The organism is Rhodococcus gannanensis (assembly GCF_042681175.1).
In the GTDB taxonomy this organism is placed as follows: Bacteria; Actinomycetota; Actinomycetes; order Mycobacteriales; family Mycobacteriaceae; genus Rhodococcus_G; species Rhodococcus_G gannanensis.
This window is the reverse complement of sequence record NZ_JBHUFB010000012.1, coordinates 282,788-302,277: the sequence shown is the minus strand read 5'-3', so window position 1 is coordinate 302,277 and position 19,490 is coordinate 282,788. Positions and strand designations below refer to the sequence as shown.

The 19,490-nt window shown below is 69.3% G+C and carries 15 protein-coding genes; 7 read left to right on the top strand and 8 right to left on the bottom strand.

Annotated features, from left to right (window positions below; translation table 11 throughout):
• Position 1: 1 nt before the first annotated feature.
• The 6 genes from ACFSJG_RS16175 to ACFSJG_RS16150 all read right to left on the bottom strand — a co-directional run bounded on the left by ACFSJG_RS16175 (position 2) and on the right by ACFSJG_RS16150 (position 9,582).
• Positions 2–3,733, bottom strand: coding sequence for a nitrate reductase subunit alpha (locus ACFSJG_RS16175; protein ID WP_378486251.1), 3,732 nt, complete (start codon positions 3,731–3,733; stop codon positions 2–4).
• A 47-nt stretch (positions 3,734–3,780) separates the two neighbouring features.
• Positions 3,781–4,104, bottom strand: coding sequence for a Rieske (2Fe-2S) protein (locus tag ACFSJG_RS16170; protein ID WP_378486250.1), 324 nt, complete (start codon positions 4,102–4,104; stop codon positions 3,781–3,783).
• The gene (nirB, locus tag ACFSJG_RS16165) at positions 4,101–6,599 is read right to left on the bottom strand and encodes a nitrite reductase large subunit NirB (RefSeq protein WP_378486249.1); all 2,499 of its coding nucleotides are present in this window, start codon (positions 6,597–6,599) and stop codon (positions 4,101–4,103) included. The genes ACFSJG_RS16170 and nirB overlap by 4 nt, the downstream gene beginning before the upstream one ends.
• Before the next feature lie 122 nt (positions 6,600–6,721).
• Positions 6,722–7,468: a hypothetical protein gene (locus ACFSJG_RS16160; protein ID WP_378486248.1), complete on the bottom strand. Its 747-nt coding sequence runs from the start codon at positions 7,466–7,468 to the stop codon at positions 6,722–6,724.
• A 72-nt stretch (positions 7,469–7,540) separates the two neighbouring features.
• A complete protein-coding gene (locus ACFSJG_RS16155; RefSeq protein ID WP_378486247.1) occupies positions 7,541–8,677 on the bottom strand; it encodes an MFS transporter in 1,137 nt (378 codons plus the stop codon).
• Positions 8,674–9,582: a PAC2 family protein gene (locus tag ACFSJG_RS16150; RefSeq protein ID WP_378486246.1), complete on the bottom strand. Its 909-nt coding sequence runs from the start codon at positions 9,580–9,582 to the stop codon at positions 8,674–8,676. The genes ACFSJG_RS16155 and ACFSJG_RS16150 overlap by 4 nt, the downstream gene beginning before the upstream one ends.
• Before the next feature lie 51 nt (positions 9,583–9,633).
• On the opposite strand from ACFSJG_RS16150, the gene metH reads away from it, so the two are divergent.
• The 6 genes from metH to hisG are packed head-to-tail and all read left to right on the top strand — an operon-like array spanning position 9,634 to position 16,867.
• Complete coding sequence (metH, locus tag ACFSJG_RS16145; RefSeq protein WP_378486245.1) at positions 9,634–13,203, top strand: methionine synthase; 3,570 nt, start codon at positions 9,634–9,636, stop codon at positions 13,201–13,203.
• Positions 13,196–13,873 (top strand): HAD family hydrolase, encoded by a 678-nt coding sequence (locus ACFSJG_RS16140; protein ID WP_378486244.1) that lies wholly within the window; start codon positions 13,196–13,198, stop codon positions 13,871–13,873. Before metH ends, ACFSJG_RS16140 begins: the two co-directional genes overlap by 8 nt.
• Entirely contained in the window at positions 13,873–14,721 is an 849-nt protein-coding gene (gene trhO, locus ACFSJG_RS16135) for an oxygen-dependent tRNA uridine(34) hydroxylase TrhO (protein WP_378486243.1), read from the top strand. The genes ACFSJG_RS16140 and trhO overlap by 1 nt, the downstream gene beginning before the upstream one ends.
• A 7-nt stretch (positions 14,722–14,728) precedes the next feature.
• Positions 14,729–15,640, top strand: coding sequence for a pseudouridine synthase (locus ACFSJG_RS16130; RefSeq protein ID WP_378486242.1), 912 nt, complete (start codon positions 14,729–14,731; stop codon positions 15,638–15,640).
• A gap of 56 nt (positions 15,641–15,696) precedes the next feature.
• Positions 15,697–15,960, top strand: coding sequence for a phosphoribosyl-ATP diphosphatase (locus ACFSJG_RS16125; protein ID WP_378486241.1), 264 nt, complete (start codon positions 15,697–15,699; stop codon positions 15,958–15,960).
• Positions 15,961–16,015: 55 nt separating this feature from the next.
• A complete protein-coding gene (gene hisG / locus ACFSJG_RS16120) occupies positions 16,016–16,867 on the top strand; it encodes an ATP phosphoribosyltransferase (protein WP_378486240.1) in 852 nt (283 codons plus the stop codon).
• A 52-nt stretch (positions 16,868–16,919) separates the two neighbouring features.
• Here hisG and ACFSJG_RS16115 read toward each other — a convergent pair whose 3' ends face one another.
• Positions 16,920–17,726 carry a thioesterase family protein gene (locus tag ACFSJG_RS16115; RefSeq protein WP_378486239.1) on the bottom strand — a complete coding sequence of 269 codons (807 nt, stop codon included), beginning with the start codon at positions 17,724–17,726 and terminating at the stop codon, positions 16,920–16,922.
• 25 nt (positions 17,727–17,751) lie between these two features.
• On the bottom strand, positions 17,752–18,609 hold the full coding sequence (locus ACFSJG_RS16110; RefSeq protein ID WP_378486238.1) for a RecB family exonuclease: 858 nt from the start codon (positions 18,607–18,609) through the stop codon (positions 17,752–17,754).
• An 85-nt stretch (positions 18,610–18,694) separates the two neighbouring features.
• Here ACFSJG_RS16110 and ACFSJG_RS16105 point away from each other — a divergent pair.
• The coding region (locus tag ACFSJG_RS16105; protein ID WP_378486237.1) for a tRNA (adenine-N1)-methyltransferase at positions 18,695–19,490 on the top strand (796 nt) is incomplete at its 3' end.

Sequence of the window (19,490 nt, the reverse complement as noted above, 5' to 3'; positions counted from 1 at the left end):
GTCAGTACGTCACTTCCTGGTCGCGGCGACGGATCGTGGTGACCTCGTCGCGCTGGTTTCCGGTGGGACCGTGGTAGTTGAGGGCGAACGACTGCTGCGCGTACCCGCCGATCAGGTGTGACGGCTTGATCATCACGCGGGTCAGGGCGTTGTGGATGCCGCCGCGTTTGCCGGTCCGCTCCGTCCTCGGCACGTCCACGGCGCGGTCCTGGGCGTGGTACATGAACACCGTGCCCTCGGGCATGCGATGACTGACGATCGCGCGGGCCACGACGATGCCGTTGCGGTTGGTCGCCTCGATCCAGTCGTTGTCCGCGACACCGATCTTCGCGGCGTCGACATCGGACATCCAGATCGTCTGACCGCCCCGGGACAGGGTCAGCATGTGCAGGTTGTCCTGGTAGGCGGAGTGGATCGACCACTTGCTGTGCGGCGTCAGATAGCGGACGGTGACGCTGCCGCCGACACCGTTGCCGTGTGTCTCGCCCACCGCCGGTTCGGAGAACAGCGCCGTCATGTCCAGTGGCGGGCGGAAGATCGGCAACTGCTCGCCGAGTTCGGCCATCCAGTCGTGGTCGAGATAGAAGTGCTGCCGGCCGGTCAACGTGTGCCACGGCTTGAGACGTTCGGTGTTGATCGTGAACGGCGAGTACCGCCTGCCACCCGTTTCGCTGCCCGACCACTCGGGGGAGGTGATGACGGGTACGGGCCGGGCTTGCGTGTCGGAGAACCGGATCCGGGTTCCCTCGTTCTCGGCGGCCAGATCGACCAGTTCGGTGCCGGTGCGTTCCTGCAGGTGCTCGAACCCCTGCGTCGCGAGGCGGCCGTTGGTCGTCCCCGACAGGGCCAGGATCGCCTCCGCCGCGTGCTTGTCCTTCGCCAGCGACGGGCGTCCCGCGGCCGGGCCGGTGGCGACGGCGCCGTTGACGGCGCGCAGGTACGCGACCTCCTCGGTCGGGAAGGTGGTGACCCCCTTCGTCGTCAGCCCGAGCTCCTCGACGAGCGGGCCGAGCGCCCCCATCTTCTCGGCGATGGTCGTGTAGTCGCGTTCGACCACGACCAGCTTGGGCATCGTCTTGCCGGGGATCGGTTCGCACTCACCGCGTTTCCAGTCGAGGACCGTGCCGCCCGGCTGTGCCGTCGCGTCGACGGTGTCGTGCAGCAGCGGCACCGCGACGATGTCCTTGCGGGTGCCGAGGTGCTTCTCTGCGAGCCAGCTGAATCCGCGGGCGATGCGGTGGAACGCGTCGAAGTCGGTCTTCGTCTCCCACGGCGGGGAGATGGCGGGCGAGAACGCGTGCACGAACGGGTGCATGTCGGTGCTCGACAGGTCGTGCTTCTCGTACCAGGTCGCCGCAGGCAGCACGACGTCGGAGAACAGGGTCGTGCTCGTCATCCGGAAGTCGAGCGTGGTGAGCAGGTCGAGTTTGCCGTTCGGGGCCTCGTCCCGCCAGACCAGTTCCTCCGGGTGGATGCCGGTGGAATCCGATGCCTGCAGGTTCGATCCGGCCCCCAGCAGGTGCTGCAGGAAGTATTCGTTGCCCTTCGCGGACGAGCCGAGCAGGTTGGACCGCCAGACGATCAGCGTCCGGGGGAAGTTCTCGGGCGCGTCCGGGTCCTCGACCGCGAACTGCAGGTGACCCGACTTCAGGCCGTCGACGACGTGCTCGGCCGGGTTCTTCCCGAGCCGCTCCGCCTCGTCCGCGAGGTCGAGTGGGTTCCGGTTGAACGTCGGATAGGTCGGCATCCAGCCGAGGCGGGACGCGAGGGCGATGTTGTCGGCCGCCGTGCGTCCGGCGAAGGCGCCCTGAGCGAGCGGTGACGCCATCGCCTCCGACGTGAAGGGGTCGTACCGCCACTGGTCGGTGGCGAGATACCAGAAGATCGTCCCCTGCATCTGGCGGGCGGGGCGCGCCCAGTCACTGCCGAAGGCCAGCGTGGACCAGCCGGTGACGGGCCGGCACTTCTCCTGGCCGACGTAGTGCGCCCAGCCGCCGCCGTTGACGCCCTGACAGCCGGTGAGCAGGGTCAGCGTGAGGAACGATCGGTAGATCTGGTCCGAGTGGAACCAGTGGTTGGTGCCCGCGCCCATCAGGATCATCGAGCGGCCCTGGGAGCGGTCGGCGTTGTCGGCGAACTCGCGGGCCACGCGTGCTGCCGACGCGGCGGCCACGCCGGTGATGGCCTCCTGCCAGGCCGGGGTGTACGGCTCGTCGGCGTCGTCGTAGCCGGTCGGCCACGTGCCGGGCAGTCCGTCCCGCGCGACTCCGTACTGCGCGAGCATGAGGTCGAAGACGGTGGTGACCAGCCGTCCGGCAACGGTTCTCACCGGTACCCCGCGATGGAGCACGGTGGGGGTGTCGGTGTCGTAGCGGGGCAGGTCCACCGTGATGGTGGTGTCGCTGCCGTACAGGCTGAGCTCCGGTTCGACACCGCCGAGGTCGAGGTTCCACTTGCCCTTGCCGGATTCGGTGAACCGGTCGCCGAGCGAGCCGTTCGGGACCACCGGCTCACCCGTCGCGGAGTCGAGGAGCACCGTCTTGTGCACGGCGCCCTCCCCGGTGTCGCCGAGATCGGCGGCGGTGAGGAACTTTCCGGGCAGGTAGGCCGGACCGTGCCCGTTCGTGCTCGCATCCACGGGCCGCGGCTCCAACGTCACCAGGTACGGCAGGTCGGTGTACTGCTTGACGTAGTCCAGGAACCGCGGGACCTGCTTCTGCACGAAGAACTCGGTGAGGATGACGTGTCCCATCGCCATCGCGAGGGCGCCGTCGGTGCCGGGGCGGGCGGGGAGCCACTGGTCGGCGAACTTGGTGTTGTCGGCGTAGTCGGGGGAGACCACCACGACCTTCTGGCCGCGGTAGCGTGCCTCGGTCATGTAGTGCGCGTCGGGAGTTCGCGTCACCGGCACGTTCGAGCCCCACATGATCAGGTACCCGGCGTCGAACCAGTCCGCGGACTCGGGTACGTCGGTCTGGTCGCCGAAGACCTGCGGTGACGCCTCGGGGAGGTCGGCGTACCAGTCGTAGAACGAGAGCATCGCGCCGCCGAGCAGTGAGATGAACCGGGCGCCGATCGCGTGGCTGACCATCGACATCGCGGGGATCGGCGAGAACCCGGCGACGCGGTCCGGGCCGTACCGCTTGATGGTGTGCACGTGTGCCGCGGCGACGATCTCGGCGGCCTCCCACCACTCGGCGCGGACGAATCCGCCCTTGCCGCGGGCCGACTTGTACGTCTTCGACTTCTCCGGGTCGTCGGCGATGTCCGCCCACGCGAGCACGGGATCCTTCAGGCGCGCCTTGGCGTCCCGGTACATCTCCAGCAGCACACCGCGCACGTACGGGTAGCGGACCCGCGACGGGGAGTAGGTGTACCAGGAGAACGACGCGCCGCGGGGGCAGCCGCGCGGCTCGTACTCGGGCTTGTCCGGCCCGATCGACGGGTAGTCGGTCTGCTGCGCCTCCCAGGTGATCACGCCGTCCTTGACGTAGATCTTCCACGAGCACGAGCCGGTGCAGTTCACCCCGTGGGTGGACCGGACGACCTTGTCGTAGGACATCCGGTCGCGGTAGAAGTCGTCGGACGTGCGTCCGCCGATCTGGTACAGGGTGCGCATGTCCGCGGACGGCTCGCCGCGCTGGAAGTGCTTGCCGAAGCGGAGCAGCGCGTCCGCGTCCAGCTTGCCGTTGGACTGGGCCCCGGTGATCGGGGCCCCGGTGGTCGGGGTCATGGGAGCCTCTCGAAAGACGAAGTGCGACGAAGGGAGTCGGGAGCCGGTCAGAGCTGCACGATCACCGCCCCGTCGGCGACGTGCGCCGGGTACACCCGCACCGGTCCGACCGTGTCCGCGGTGCAGGCACCGGTGTCGAACCGGAATGCGTACTGGTGCAGTGGACAGGTCACCACCGAGCTGTCGATCTGGCCGTCGGCCAGCGGACCCGCCTTGTGCGGGCACACCGCGTCCATCGCCCGGACGGTGCCGTCGGCGAGCAGGAACACGGCTATCTGGGCGCCGTCGATCGCGTACGTGCGGCCCTCGCCCGGCGTGAGGTCGGAGATCGACCCCACGGTGACCTGCCCGCGGTCCGTCGTCGCCGTCATCGGACCGGCACCTGGGGGAGCGGCAGCAGCGGCAGCGACGGCGCGAACTGCGCCGGTGACTTCGGTGCGGTCCGTTCCTTCCACGGGTCGCGGTAGCCCGCGACCGAGGCCGCCATCCGCTCGTCCAGACCGGCCACGATGCCCTCCTCGTCTCGAACCAACAGCGCCTGCAGTCGCTCCAGGCCGACCCGCGGCACCCAGTCGTAGGTGCGCTCGAGCCACTTCGCGTCCTCGCGGTAGTGCTGGACGAACCGACCCGCCAGCGCGATCACCTCCTCACCCGATTCGACCGTGGCGAGCAGGTCGCCCTTGCGGATGTGCGCGCCGGCGGCGCCCCCGACGTAGATCTCCCATCGCCCGTCGCCGACCGCGACCACACCCAGGTCCTTGCACAGCGCCTCCGAGCAGTTGCGGGGGCATCCCGCGACCGCGAGCTTGAGCTTCGCCGGCGTCTCCAGACCCTGGAAACGCTCCTCGAGCGCGATCCCGAGATTGGTGGAGTCGCCCAGGCCGAAACGGCAGAAGTCGCTTCCCACACACGTTTTCACGGTGCGCATGCTCTTGCCGTACGCGTAGCCGGAGGGCATGTCCAGGTCGCCCCACACCTTCGGCAGGTCTTCCTTCCTGATGCCCAGCAGGTCGATCCGCTGGCCGCCGGTCACCTTCACGAGTGGCACCGCGTATTTGTCCGCGACATCGGCGATGCGGCGAAGCTGGTCCGGGGTGGTCACACCGCCCTTCATCTGTGGAACCACCGAGAAGGTGCCGTCGCGCTGGATGTTCGCGTGGACACGGTCGTTGATGAACAACGCACCGCGCTCGTCCACCCAGTCCGGACCCCACACGACGCGCAGCAGAGACGCGAGGGGCATCTTCGCGGTGGCCTCCTCCCGACCGTGGGTGGCGAGTTCCGCGAACACCTGCGACACGGCGCGGATGTCACGCTCGCGGATCGCCTCGATCAGTTCGGCCTTGGTCATCGGGATGCACGGCACGTACCAGTTCGCGGCCGGATCGGCCTTCAGTTCCCCACCTGCGGCGCCCGCGACGATGTCCGCGACGAGGCCCTTGCAGGATCCGCAGCCCTTGCCGGCGCGGGTCTTCGCGCACACCTCGGTGAGGGTCTGCGCGCCGCCGTGCACGCACGCGACCAGATCGCCCTTGGTGACGCCGTTGCAGTTGCACACCTGCGTGTCGTCGGGCAGGTCCGCCGCGGATGCCCCGTCGGCTGCGCCCGCCAGATCGAACAGCAGGGACAGTCGGTCCTCGGGAAGCTCCACCTTGCCGTCGAACACCTGCGTCAGCAGCGCCGCCTTGCCGATCTCGCCCATCAGCGTCGCGCCGACGAGTTTGCCGTCCCGGACGACGACGTTCTTGTACACACCGGTGCGGGAGTCGTAGAACTGGATGAACTCGTCGGTGTCGAACTCGGGGCTCTTGACGCCCATCGCTGCGACGTCGAGACCGGCGACCTTCAGTTTCGTGGTGGACGACGAACCCTGATATGCGGCAGCCGGATTCGATCCGGTCAGGTGCTCCGCGAGGACCACCGCCTGCTCCCAGACCGGAGCCACGAGGCCGTACAGCTCCCCGCGGTGCTGCGCGCACTCGCCGACCGCGTAGACCGAACCCTCGTCCTCGCAGCGCATCTGGTCGTCGACCACGATGCCCCGCTCGACCACGAGCCCACCTGCGCGGGCCAGCTCGGCGTTGGGGCGGATGCCCGCGGTCACCACGACCATGTCGGCGGGCAGGCTGGTGCCGTCGTTGAACGCCACCCCGGTGACGTTGCCCGCGTCGTCGCGCAGGACCGCGGTGGTCCGCATCGCGGTGTGGACCCCGACCCCCAGCGCCTCGATCTTGGCCCGCAGCACCTGGCCGCCGCGCTCGTCGAGCTGCTGGTTCATCAGGTGACCGGGCGAGTGCACGACGTTGACGGTCAACCCCTGGGTCCGCAGGCCGTACGCGGCTTCCAGGCCCAGCAGTCCGCCGCCGATCACGACCGCGGTGACGCCGTCGCGGGACTGCGCCATCTGCAGCATGCCGTTGGTGTCCGCGATCGTGCGGAACCCGAAGACGCCGCGGCCGAGCCGGCCGTCGGACTCCCGCAGACCGTCCATGTTCGGGAAGAAGGTGTTCGAGCCGGTCGCGACGATGAGGACGTCGTACCCGACGACCCGTTCACTCTCGCACGTGATGGTCTTGGCGAACCGGTCGAGCGTGACGGCACGGTCGCCGGCGTAGAGCGTCACCCCGTTGTCGCGGTACCAGCTCATCGGGTTGAGGATCAGGTCGTCGTCGTCCGCCGTCGCCTCTCCGGCGAGGACGTGGGACAGCATGATGCGGTTGTAGTTTCCGTACGGCTCGTCGCCGATCATCGTGACGTCGAACATGTCGCGGCCGCCGCGCGCGAGGATTTCCTCGACGGTGCGGGCTCCGGCCATGCCGTTGCCGACCACCAGAAGTCGCTTCTTCACCCCACCTGTGCTCGCCATGCGTCGAGGGTGCGGGCACGCGGTGACGCAATGGCTGCGGGGACGTTACGCCGCAATCAGGAATTACTCACCGGACGACGAGGTCGGCTGTAAGGAGTTTCCCGATCGGGAACCCCTGCGCGTCACGCGTGGGAACCGCCCGACACGAGCGTTCGGTGCCGGTCGGGGTCGAACGTCTCGAACTCGGCGTCTCCGATCGCGAACAGACCGCGTTGGGGAAGCCAGAAGTCGCCGAGCCGGTCCTGTCGGTCCAGCGCACGCGGAGAGCCCAGGTCGGCGCCGCCCAAGCGGGCGCCGCTTCCCGTGACAGCCCAGAGGAGGCGGGGCGCCAGCCCGAAGCGCTGCCCGTTGGGCACCGTTCCGCACAGTCCGATGCGGCCGGTCCTCATCAGTGGACGTGCGGTGTGTTCCATCGTCTTCAGGAACGCCTGGCTGCGCCACGCGGCGACGGGAAGTCGGCTGCCGATCGCGGACATCGTCGCCGTCGCGGGCGTCGACGCCAAGGTGAGGCGCCACTCCAGCACGTCGGGGATCGTGATCCGCAACGCGAACGGGCCGTCCCAGGTGACGTCGACGTCCGCCCGCACCGTGCGCGTGGCGGTGGAGGCGGCGAAATAGCGTGGGCAGCTGGTCTCCGGCTCCACCCCCGAGTAGAACGACCACGTCCCGTCCGGCGCACGGTGCCAGACGGTCCGGTAGGCGGGACCGACGGTGGTCGCCACGTAGTGCCGGAACGCGAGGTAGTGCCCGCTGTCGAACGGCAGGCCCATCACGCCGTATCCGGTGAATCGTTCGTCGCCACCCGGCCACGGCTGGGCGTCGCGCACCGTGGCGAGGGCGGCCTGTTCGGGACTTTCGTAGCTGGTCATGTCCGAATTGTCGGCCGATGGCGGGCGCCGGACATGGGGCATCTGCCCCAACTTTCCCGCCCGCACGTCGCGTCAGTCGGTGGGAGGTGGCCGTCTCGGCATGAGCAGGGGTGCCGCCACCGCGAGCACCGTCGTCGGCAACACGAACGCTGCGACGGGATGTACTGCGTACAGGGGAGTCAGGGCGACAGGTGCGAGGGCCGCGCCTCCGAAGCGCATCGCCTGCACGACCGACACCGCGCCGCCGCGGTTCGCGCCCTCGGAACCGAGGATCGCGGAGTTGACGCCGACCAGGACGAATTGGCCGGCCACACCAGACAACGCCCAGGTCACCGCGACGGCGCCGACCGTTCCCAGCGCGCCGGTGGCGGCGACCAGCACGGCGCCGCCCACGGCTCCGGTGATCACCGCGGCGCGCGCACCCCAGCGGTCGATCGCGATCCCGACGGGTCGGGCGGCGAGGATCCCGGCGAGCCCGAACCCCGTCAGCAGCAGTCCGCGGTGGGCCGAGTCCAGGCCGAGCGCGTCCTCGGCGCGGAACGCGACGAGGAAGCCCAGCCCGCCGAGCGCACCCCAGCCGAGCAGCGCCACCAGCCCGATTCGCAGCACAGTTGGATCGAGGGCGTCCCGCAGTCGCGGTGGAGTCCCGGTCGCCGCGGCACCCGTCGACCGGGGCAGCCCGACCGCGCCCAGGCACAACGCGACCGCGGCGATCGCCGCGAACGCGAGCCGCCAGTTCACCTCCGCGGCCACGCCACCGACCAGCGGTGCGGTGGTCTGACCCGCCGCCTGCAGTGCACCGAACACACCGAGGGCACGGCCGAGCCTCGCCCGTGGCGTCACCGCCGCCAGCGCGGCCAGCAACAGAGGAGTGGTGAACGCGTTCGCGCCACCCTGCATGATGCGGCTGACCTGGAAGACCGCGAAGGTCGGCGCCAGCACGGACAGGGTCGCCGCGGCGGCATACACGCCATAGGCGACGCGGACCGTCCGCAGTCCGCCCCAGCGCGCGCCGTACGTGCCCGACACCAGCATCAACGCCGCGAACGGCAGCAGGTACGCGGTCAGCGACGACGCCGCCTGTTCGGTGCTCACCCCGAGCGAGTCACCGAGTTCCGGAAGCATCGACGAGACGACACCGCCGCCGAACGGGCCGAGAAATCCACCGGCGTACAGCGCACCGCGCTGCAACCGGACGCGTGTCGTCAAAGCCCCCCGAAGCTCCCCGGTCCACGCCTGCGCAGGTACTTCTCGAACTCCGCGGCGATCGCGTCTCCGTCGATCTTGGCGACCGCCTCCGTCATGTCGACCTCGGCGTCCCCCCGTTCCTCGAGCGAACGGACGTACTCGGCGATCTCGTCGTCGTCCTCCGTCATCTCCGTGACGGACTCCTCCCAGTCCTCCGCCTGAGCGGGCAGCTCACCGAGCGGCACCTCGACGTCGAGAACGTCCTCGACGCGGCGAAGCAGTGCCACGGTCGCCTTCGGGTTCGGAGGCTGCGAGACATAGTGGGGCACCGCTGCCCAGAACGAGATCGCAGGCACGCCAGCCTTGACGCACTCGTCCTGCAGGACGCCGGTGATACCCGTCGGTCCCTCGTACCGGGTCTGCTCGAGCTTGAACTTCTGTGCGGACTCGGCGCTGTACGCGGTGCCGGTCACGGGGACGGGCCGGGTGTGCGGGGTGTCCGCGAGCAGGGCGCCGAGGATGACCACGGTGGTCACGCCGAGTTCCTCGATGATTTCCAGCAGGTCGTCGCAGAAGCTGCGCCACCGCATGTTCGGTTCGATACCGCGCAGCAGCAGCACGTCCCGGTCGCCGCCGGGCGGGGAGCACACCGAGATCCGGGTGGCGGGCCACTGGATCTCCCGGGTGACGCCCTCGACCTGCCGGACCTGCGGACGGTTCACCTGATAGTCGTAGTAGTCCTCGGAGTCGAGCTCCGCGAGTGGGCGGGCATCCCAGATCAGTTCGAGGTGCTCGACCGCGCCGCTCGCGGCGTCTCCGGCGTCGTTCCAGCCTTCGAACGCGGCCACGAGGATGGGGTTGCGGAGGACGAGATCGTCGGCAGTGGCGTCGTCATCGGGTGCGCCGAATTGTTCGCTTGGACTCACCTGCCCAGCCTACGGCCAGGCCCGTCCGGGGCGCCCACTACTCTGGACGGCATGTCTGCCCCATTCCACTCCGCCCTGCTGGATGCGCTGGAACAGCGCGTTGTCATCGGCGACGGTGCCATGGGCACGATGCTGCAGGCTGCGAACCTCACGCTCGACGACTTCCTCGGTCTCGAGGGCTGCAACGAGATCCTCAACGAAACCCGCCCGGACGTGCTGCGGGACATCCACGCGGCCTACTTCGAGGCCGGGGCCGACGCCGTCGAGACCAATACCTTCGGCTGTAACCTGCCGAACCTCGCCGACTACGACATCTCGGACCGGATCCGCGACCTGTCCGAGCGGGGCACCCGCATCGCCCGCGACGTCGCCGACGAGATGGGCCCGGGCCGCGACGGCATGGCCCGATTCGTGCTCGGCTCGATGGGGCCGGGAACCAAGCTCCCGACCCTCGGGCACGCGCCCTTCGGCGTCCTCCGCGACGCGTACACCGAATCCGCGCTCGGCATGATCGACGGCGGCGCCGACGCGATCCTCGTCGAGACCTGTCAGGACCTGCTCCAGGTCAAGGCCGCGATCATCGGCAGCCAGAATGCGATGGACCGCGCCGGCCGCCGCATCCCGATCATCACCCACGTCACCGTGGAGACCACCGGCACGATGCTCCTCGGCAGCGAGATCGGCGCCGCGCTGACCGCGCTCGAGCCGCTCGGCATCGACATGATCGGCCTCAACTGCGCCACCGGGCCCGACGAGATGAGCGAGCACCTGCGGCACCTGTCGCGGCACTCTCGACTGCCGGTCTCCGTCATGCCGAATGCCGGTCTGCCGCAACTCGGACCGAACGGCGCCGAGTACCCGCTCGGCGCGGACGAGCTCGCGGCCGCGCTGTCCGGGTTCGTGACCGAGTTCGGGCTCGGACTCGTCGGCGGATGCTGCGGCACCACCCCCGAGCACATCCGCAAGGTCGCCGACGCGGTGCGGCTCGTGGAGAAGGCCGAGCGGACGCCGCAGCCGGAGGACGGAACCTCCTCGCTGTACGCGCACGTCCCCTTCGCTCAGGACGCCTCGATCCTGATGATCGGTGAGCGCACGAACTCCAACGGCTCCAAGGCTTTCCGCGAGGCGATGCTCGCCGAGGACTACCAGAAGTGCATCGACATCGCGAAGGACCAGACCCGCGACGGCGCGCACATGCTCGACCTCAACGTCGACTACGTCGGCCGTGACGGCGCCGCCGACATGGCGGCCCTGGCGAGCCGGTTCGCGACCGCGTCGACCCTGCCGATCATGCTCGACTCCACCGAACCCGACGTCCTGCAGGCGGGTCTCGAGCACCTCGGCGGCAGGTGCGCTGTCAACTCCGTCAACTACGAGGACGGCGACGGCCCGAACTCGCGCTACCAGCGGATCATGAAGCTGGTCAAGGAACACGGCGCCGCCGTCGTCGCCCTGACCATCGACGAGGAGGGGCAGGCCCGCACCGCCGAGCACAAGATCCGCATCGCCGAACGCCTCATCGAGGACATCACGGGCACCTGGGGCCTGGCGAAATCCGACATCATCATCGATGCGCTGACCTTCCCGATCTCGACCGGTCAGGAAGAGGTGCGGCGCGACGGCATCGAGACCATCGAGGCGATCCGCGAGCTCAAGCGCCGGCACCCCGAGATCCACTTCACGCTCGGCATCTCGAACATCTCGTTCGGGCTCAACGCCGCCGCGCGGCAGGTGCTGAACTCCGTGTTCCTGCACGAGTGCACCGAAGCCGGTCTCGACACCGCGATCGTGCACGCGTCGAAGATCCTGCCCATGGCGCGCATCCCCGACGAGCAGCGGCAGACGGCGCTCGACCTCGTCTACGACCGCCGCGAGGGCGACTACGACCCGCTGCAGAAGCTGATGGAACTGTTCGAGGGTGTGTCGGCCGCGTCCGCCCGCGCCTCGCGCGCCGAGGAACTCGCCGCACTGCCGCTGTTCGAGCGGCTCGAACGGCGCATCGTCGACGGCGAGCGTGACGGCCTCGACGCCGACCTCGACACCGCGATGCAGGAGCGCCCCCCGCTCGAGATCATCAACGTAACTCTGCTGTCGGGCATGAAGACGGTCGGCGAACTGTTCGGCTCCGGGCAGATGCAGCTGCCGTTCGTGCTGCAGTCCGCCGAGGTGATGAAGGCGGCCGTCGCGTACCTCGAGCCGCACATGGAGGCCACCGACGAGGCAGGAAAGGGCCGCATCGTCCTCGCCACCGTCAAGGGCGACGTCCACGACATCGGCAAGAACCTCGTCGACATCATCCTGTCCAACAACGGGTACGAGGTCGTCAACATCGGCATCAAGCAGCCGATCGCGACGATCCTCGACGTCGCCCTCGACAAGCGCGCCGACGTGATCGGCATGTCGGGTCTGCTGGTGAAGTCGACGGTCGTCATGAAGGAGAACCTCGAGGAGCTCAACACCAAGGGCGTCGCCGAACAGTTCCCCGTGCTCCTCGGCGGTGCCGCGCTGACCCGCTCGTACGTCGAGAACGACCTGGCCGAGATCTACGAGGGCGACGTGTCCTACGCGCGCGACGCCTTCGAGGGCCTGCACCTGATGGACACCATCATGGCCACCAAGCGCGGCGAGGGCCCGGCGCCCGACAGCCCGGAGGCGTTGGCGGCCAAGGAGAAGGCCGCCGAACGCAAGGCACGCCACGAGCGTTCCAAGCGGATCGCCGAGAAGCGGAAGGCAGAGGCGACCCCAGTCGAGGTCCCCGAACGATCCGACGTCGCCACTGACCTCGACGTGCCCGCGCCGCCGTTCTGGGGCACCCGTGTCGTCAAGGGCATCGCACTCGCCGAGTACTCCGGACTGCTCGACGAGCGTGCGCTGTTCCTCGGGCAGTGGGGACTGCGCGGCCAGCGCGCCGGCGACGGCCCCACCTACGAGGAGCTCGTGGAGACGGAAGGCCGTCCGCGACTGCGGTACTGGCTGGACCGGCTCAGCACCGAGGGCGTGCTGCACCACTCGGCTGTCGTGTACGGGTATTTCCCGGTCGTGTCCGAGGGCGACGACGTCGTCGTGCTCGCCGAACCCGACCCGGACGCCGCCGAGCGGTACCGCTTCACGTTCCCACGGCAGGAACGCGACCGCTTCCTCTGCATCGCCGACTTCGTGCGGTCCCGGGAGGACGCCCGCGCCCTCGGCCAGGTCGACGTGTGGCCGATGAACCTGGTGACGATGGGCCAGCCCATCGCGGACTTCGCGAACGAGTTGTTCGCCGCGAACTCCTACCGCGACTACCTGGAGGTGCACGGCATCGGCGTGCAGCTGACGGAGGCGCTCGCCGAGTACTGGCACCGCCGCGTCCGTGAGGAGCTGGTGCTCCCCGGTGGCCACAACCTCGCCGAGCAGGACCCGGCCAAGGTCGAGGACTACTTCAAACTCGAATACCGCGGTGCGCGTTACTCGTTCGGCTACGGCGCCTGCCCGGACCTGGAGGACCGCCGCAAGCTCGTCGCCATGCTCGAACCGGAGCGCATCGGTGTCACCCTCTCGGAAGAGGTGCAGCTGCACCCCGAGCAGTCCACCGACGCGTTCGTCCTTCACCACCCGGAAGCCAAGTACTTCAATGTCTGAGACAGACCTGCAGGCGGTCCTCTGGGACATGGACGGCACCCTGCTCGAATCCGAGCAGATGTGGGAGATCGCCGTCCGCGAACTGTCCCTGCACCTCGGCGGACCGATGTCCGACGAGACCAGGGAGAAGACGATCGGCGCGACGAGTCCCCACGCGCTGGCCGTGGTGTTCGACTCCCTCGGACTCGACAAGACGCCCGAAGCGCTCCGCGACGCCCGGAACTGGATGTACGCGCGGGTCGGGGAGCTGTTCGCGGAAGGGCTCGAATGGCGCCCGGGCGCCCGCGAGGCACTGCAGCTCGTGCGTGATCGCGGCCTGCGATCGGCCCTGGTGACGAACACCGAGCGTGAACTCGGCGACGTCGCGCTCGACACCATGGGTCGGAAGTACTTCGACGTGTCCGTCTGCGGCGACGAGATTCCGGCCGGCAAGCCGGATCCGGCGCCGTACCTGCGCGCCGCCGAACTGCTCGGCGTCGACCCCGCTCGTTGTCTCGCGGTCGAGGACTCGCCGACAGGTGCCGCATCGGCCGAAGCGGCGGGCTGCACAGTCCTCGTCGTGCCGTCGTTCGTCGAGGTCCCCCGTGGACCGCGCCGCATCCTGCGCGACAGCCTCGTCGGACTGTCCGGGAACGACCTGCACTCCCTGCACGCGCTGGTCACCGTCTGATGTCCGTGCCGAAGATCGTCCTGTTCTACCGGTTCACCCCGCTCGCGGACCCGGAGGCGATCCGGCTGTGGCAGCACACCCTGGCCTCGTCGAACGGCCTGACCGGCCGAATCCTGGTGTCCGAGCACGGCATCAACGCGACGATCGGCGGCGACATCGACGCGGTGAAGCGGTACGTCCGCGGCACCCGTGAGTACGCGCCCTTCAAGGACGCCGACATCAAGTGGTCGGACGGCGACGGCGACGACTTCCCCCGGCTGTCGGTCAAGGTGCGCCCCGAGATCGTCACGTTCGGGGCACCCGACGAACTCGTCGTCGACGCGGACGGAGTGGTCGACGGCGGTGTGCACCTGAGCCCACAGCAGGTGCACGAGCTCGTCGAGCAACGCGGCGACGACGTGGTCTTCTTCGACGGCCGCAATTCCTTCGAGGCCGAGATCGGGCGCTTCCGTGGCGCCGTTGTGCCGGACGTCGCGACCACCCGCGACTTCGTCGCCGAGCTCGACAGCGGGCGGTACGACCACCTCAAGTCGAAGCCGATCGTCACCTACTGCACCGGCGGTGTCCGCTGCGAGGTGCTCTCCGCGCTGATGCGCAGACGCGGATTCGACGAGGTCTACCAGATCGACGGCGGAATCGTCCGCTACGGCGAGACCTTCGGCGACCGTGGACTCTGGGAAGGATCGCTGTACGTCTTCGACGGACGCATGAACGTCGAGTTCTCGGACGCGGCGACGGTCCTCGGGGTGTGCACCCTGTGCGGTACGCCGACGTCCCGGTACCGGAACCACCCGGACGTCAACGGGCGGGAGCAGACACTGGTCTGCGAGTCCTGCGTTCCGGATTGAGCGGGCGATGAGTCGCCGGCGGTCGCACACCCGGCCGCCCTTGCCTCTGCGGGACGGACTGGGGCCGGACCGGCTGCTCGTGCCGGAACTCGCGTCGCCCACGACGGTGGGGGAGTTCCTCCGCGACGCCGCACCCGAGGACGACTGGGTGTCGCGTTTCGCGGTCGACGAGGTGGTGGACCGTTCTGGTCGGGCGCTCCGCCCCGATGACCGGTGCGCACCGGGACTACAGATCCACTTCTATCGAGATCCGCCTCCGGAGACTCCGGTCCCGTTCGACATCGAAATCCTGCACCACGGCGACGGACTCCTCGTCGTGGACAAACCGCACTTCCTCGCCACGATCCCGCGCGGCCGACACATCCGGGAGTCGGTCGTCGTGCGGATGCGCCGGGCCCTCGACCTGCCCGACGTCGTCCCGGCGCACCGCCTCGACCGCATGACCGCAGGCGTGCTCGTGTGCACCACCGATCCCGCGCTGCGCCGGCCCTACCAGCAACTGTTCGAGCAGCGTCTCGTCGTCAAGGAGTACGAGGCGCTGGCCCCGCACCTGCCGGACGTCGAGTTCCCGCTGACCGTGCGCAGCCGCATCGACAAGCGGCACGGCGAACCCACCGCACGTGAGGTGCCGGGGGAGCCGAACGCGCACACCGAGATCGACGTGGTCGAGGTGATCGGCGACCTCGCCCGGTACCGGCTGATGCCGACGACAGGGCGCACGCACCAGCTGCGCCTGCACATGTCGTCGCTCGGTGCGCCCATCGCCGGCGACGACTTCTACCCGGAGCTCCGGGACCGGGCGCCGGACGACTTCACCGACCCGTTGCGGCTGCTGGCACGCAGCGTGCGGTTCACCGACCCGATCAGCGGCCACACCCGCGTGTTCACCAGCAGGCGGGCGCTGTCTCCGGCGACGTGACGACGGCTCGCACGCGGTGACGGTGACGACCGGACGCTGTGAAACAATGGTGACCCGTGAAGACCTTCGATTCGCTGTTCGCCGAGCTGTCCGACCGCGCCGCCACCCGCCCCGAGGGTTCCGGCACCGTGGCCGCACTGGACGCCGGCGTCCATGCCCAGGGCAAGAAGGTGATCGAGGAGGCCGGCGAGGTGTGGATCGCCGCCGAGTACCAGAGCGACGAGCAACTCTCCGAAGAGATCTCCCAGCTCCTGTACTGGGTGCAGGTCCTGATGATCGGTCGCGGACTCAAGCTCGAGGACGTCTACCGACATCTCTGAGTCGCTCCGCCCCGACTCCCGTAGATCACCTCTCGCCTTCGAAGGAAGGACCATCATGCTGCGCGTTGCAGTTCCCAACAAGGGCTCCCTGTCCGAATCTGCCGCCGAGATCCTGTCCGAGGCCGGCTACCGCCGTCGCACCGACTCCCGCGACCTGACCGTCCTGGACCCGGCGAACCAGGTGGAGTTCTTCTTCCTCCGCCCCAAGGACATCGCCATCTACGTCGGATCCGGCGAGCTGGATCTCGGGATCACCGGGCGCGACCTGGCCCTCGATTCGGCTGCGCCGGTCTCGGAGCGGCTGTCGCTCGGATTCGGCCGCTCCTCGTTCCGATATGCCGCACCGGCGGGCAAGGACTGGTCGCCGTCCGATCTGGCAGGCCTGCGTATCGCCACCTCGTACCCGAACCTCGTCCGGGCCGACCTGGCCCGCCGGGGCATCGAGGCAACCGTCATCCGGCTCGACGGCGCCGTCGAGATCTCGATCCAGCTCGGCGTCGCGGATGCCATCGCCGACGTCGTCGGCTCGGGCCGCACGCTGCGCCAGCACAACCTCGTCGCATTCGGTGAATCGCTCTGCGACTCCGAGGGAGTGCTGATCGAACGCGAGGGTGCCACGCAGGACGACCGGGCGCGCAACCAGCTCGTCGCGCGCATCCAGGGCGTCGTCCGCGCGCAGCAGTACGTGATGCTCGACTACGACTGCCCCCGCGACCGGCTGTCCGAGGCCGTCGCGATCACCCCGGGACTCGAGTCCCCGACCATCGCACCGCTCGCCGACGAGAAGTGGGTCGCGATCCGTTCGCTGGTCCCGCGCAAGGAGAGCAACGAGCTGATGGACCAGCTCGCGGACATCGGTGCCAAGGCGATCCTCGCCACCGACATCCGCACCTGCCGTGCCTACTGAGCGGTTTTGACCGGACCGCCGGTGGGGGACATGTGCCCCCACCGGCGGCGTGTCAGCGGGACCGAATCTGGAGCGCCTGGGCGATCCGCCCGACCGGACCGTCCTGGTCGTGCAGGACACCGGCACACATCCCGATCCCGTCGGGTCCGTACGAGGTCTCGGCCTCGATGCCGACCCATTCACCCGTCGGCACCCGGAACACGTGCACGGTGAGCTCGGTGTTCAGAAACGTCCAGTCGCTCGGATGGAGTTTCGAGCCGACACCGTTCGCGCTGTCCGCGACGGCGAACAACCGCTGCAGCGGGCTCATCGCCTCACCCTGGACCAACGCGGTGGTGGGGCGAGCCCACACCTGGCCGGGCCCGTCGACGGGCTCCCGGAGCCGACGCCACGTCAGCGAGTTCAGGTAGCCGGTGCTGGTGAACATCCCGGAGAAGCCGGTGTCGCTCGCCTCCGACACCGGGGGGAGCGGGGCGTCGGCCGCCGACACGACCGCGGCGGAGTCGGACGTCTGCATCCGCCACGCCGTCGCCCGCGCCACGGCGCGTTCGCTGCCGTCCGGTCCGGGCGCCCACATCTCCGCGACGACCATCTCGACCAGCTTCCCGGGCCGTTCGACCCGACTGCGCACCTCGATCTCGACCACGGGTATCGGGCCGAGGATCTCCACGACCACGCGGGTCAACCGGGTGTCCTCCCGTGCTGCGCACCGCTCCAACGACCGCACGAGCAGCGCGGACGGCGGGGCGCCGTGCTGCATGGTCGTCGCCCACGTGCTCTCGGTCGACGCGGTGGGAGCGAACCGCTCCCGATCCTCACCCGCTGTTCCGACGGGGACGTAGTACGCCTCATCACTCACTGCACGATCTCCTGAACTGCTGGTTCTACGCCGCCTCCACCGGCCAACCCGGATACGGCGGGGGTGTGCCGCCGAACGCGGGACACACCGACTGATGGTCGCAGAACCGGCACATCGGGCCGGGACTCGGCTCGAACTCGCCGGTGCGGCCCGCCTCCAGAACGGCCCGCCACAGCGCGCCGAGCGTCCCGCCGAACCGGTCCAGTTCGTCGCGATCGGGCGCGTACGTGAGGATCTCGCCGTCGGCCAGGTAGAGCAGCCTCAGCTGGCTCGCGAGGACGCCACGGGTCTGCAGCAGCATCAGCGCGTAGAACTTCATCTGGAACAGTGCGGCGCGCTCGAACCCCTCTCGCGGCGCCCGGCCGGTCTTGTAGTCGACGATCCGGACCTCCCCGGTCGGAGCGACGTCGATCCGGTCCACGAAGCCGCGTAGCGGCACCCCGTCCGGCAACTCGGTCTCCACCCGGACCTCGCACGCCTCCGCATCGAAGGACGTGGGGTTCTCCAGGCGGAAGTAGTCCTCGACGATGCGGCGGGCGTCGTCGAGGAACTCGTCCAGCTCGGCATCGGAAACGACGTCGGCGACGTCGGGCTCCTGCTCCACCATCCGTCCCCATGCGGGCTCGACCAGTGACTGCGCGATTGCAGGGACACGGTCGGGCGCGGGAAGGCCGAAGAGGGCCTCGAGTGCCGCATGGACGAGCGTTCCCCTGACCTGTGCGACGGTCTTCCGCTCGGGAAGCCGGTCGACGGCGCGGAAGCGGTACAGCAGGGGGCACTGGCGGAAGTCGGCGGCCCGGGACGGGGACAGCGCCGGACGGGACCGGGTCGGTGCCTCGCCGTCGTCGGATTCGGCGGGGGGCGTCGTCGCGGGACTGCTCACACCTGGCAGGCTATGCGGCGGGTCCGACACGCCGTCGGGGGCCGGCGCCGAGGTCGCCGGCCACAACAACTGAAGGAGTCACGAGATGTCAGCGCTGCAAGGCCGTCCCACCGGACCGTTCCGGGTCGGCGATCGCGTCCAGCTCACCGACGCGAAGGCACGCAAGTACACCGTCGTGCTCGAACCGGGCAAGGAGTTCCACACCCACCGCGGCGGAATCCTGCACGACGACCTGATCGGCACCCCCGAGGGCAGCGTCGTCACCTCCACGAACGGGACGCCGTACCTCGCGCTGCGCCCGCTGCTGGTCGACTATGTGCTGTCGATGCCTCGCGGTGCGCAGGTCATCTACCCGAAGGACGCCGCGCAGATCGTGCACGAGGGCGACGTGTTCCCCGGCGCGCGCGTGCTCGAGGCCGGTGCCGGCTCCGGAGCCCTGACGTGCTCCCTCCTGCGCGCCGTCGGCCCCGAGGGCAAGGTCACCTCCTGGGAGGTGCGTGAGGACCATGCCGAACACGCGGTCCGGAATGTGGAGACGTTCTTCGGTGGTCGCCCCGAGAACTGGGACCTCACCGTCGGGGACCTCGCGGACTACGACTCCGACGTCCACGGTCAGGTCGACCGGGTCGTCCTCGACATGCTCGCCCCGTGGGACGTCCTGCCCGCCGTGTCGAAGGCACTCGTCCCCGGCGGCGTCCTGATCGTGTACGTCGCGACCGTAACCCAGCTGTCCAAGGTCGTCGAGGCGATGCGCGAGCAGGAGTGTTGGACGGAACCTCGGTCCTGGGAGTCGATCGTCCGCGGCTGGCACGTGGTCGGGCTCGCCGTGCGGCCCGAGCACAGGATGCAGGGGCACACCGCGTTCCTGGTCAGCGCCCGCC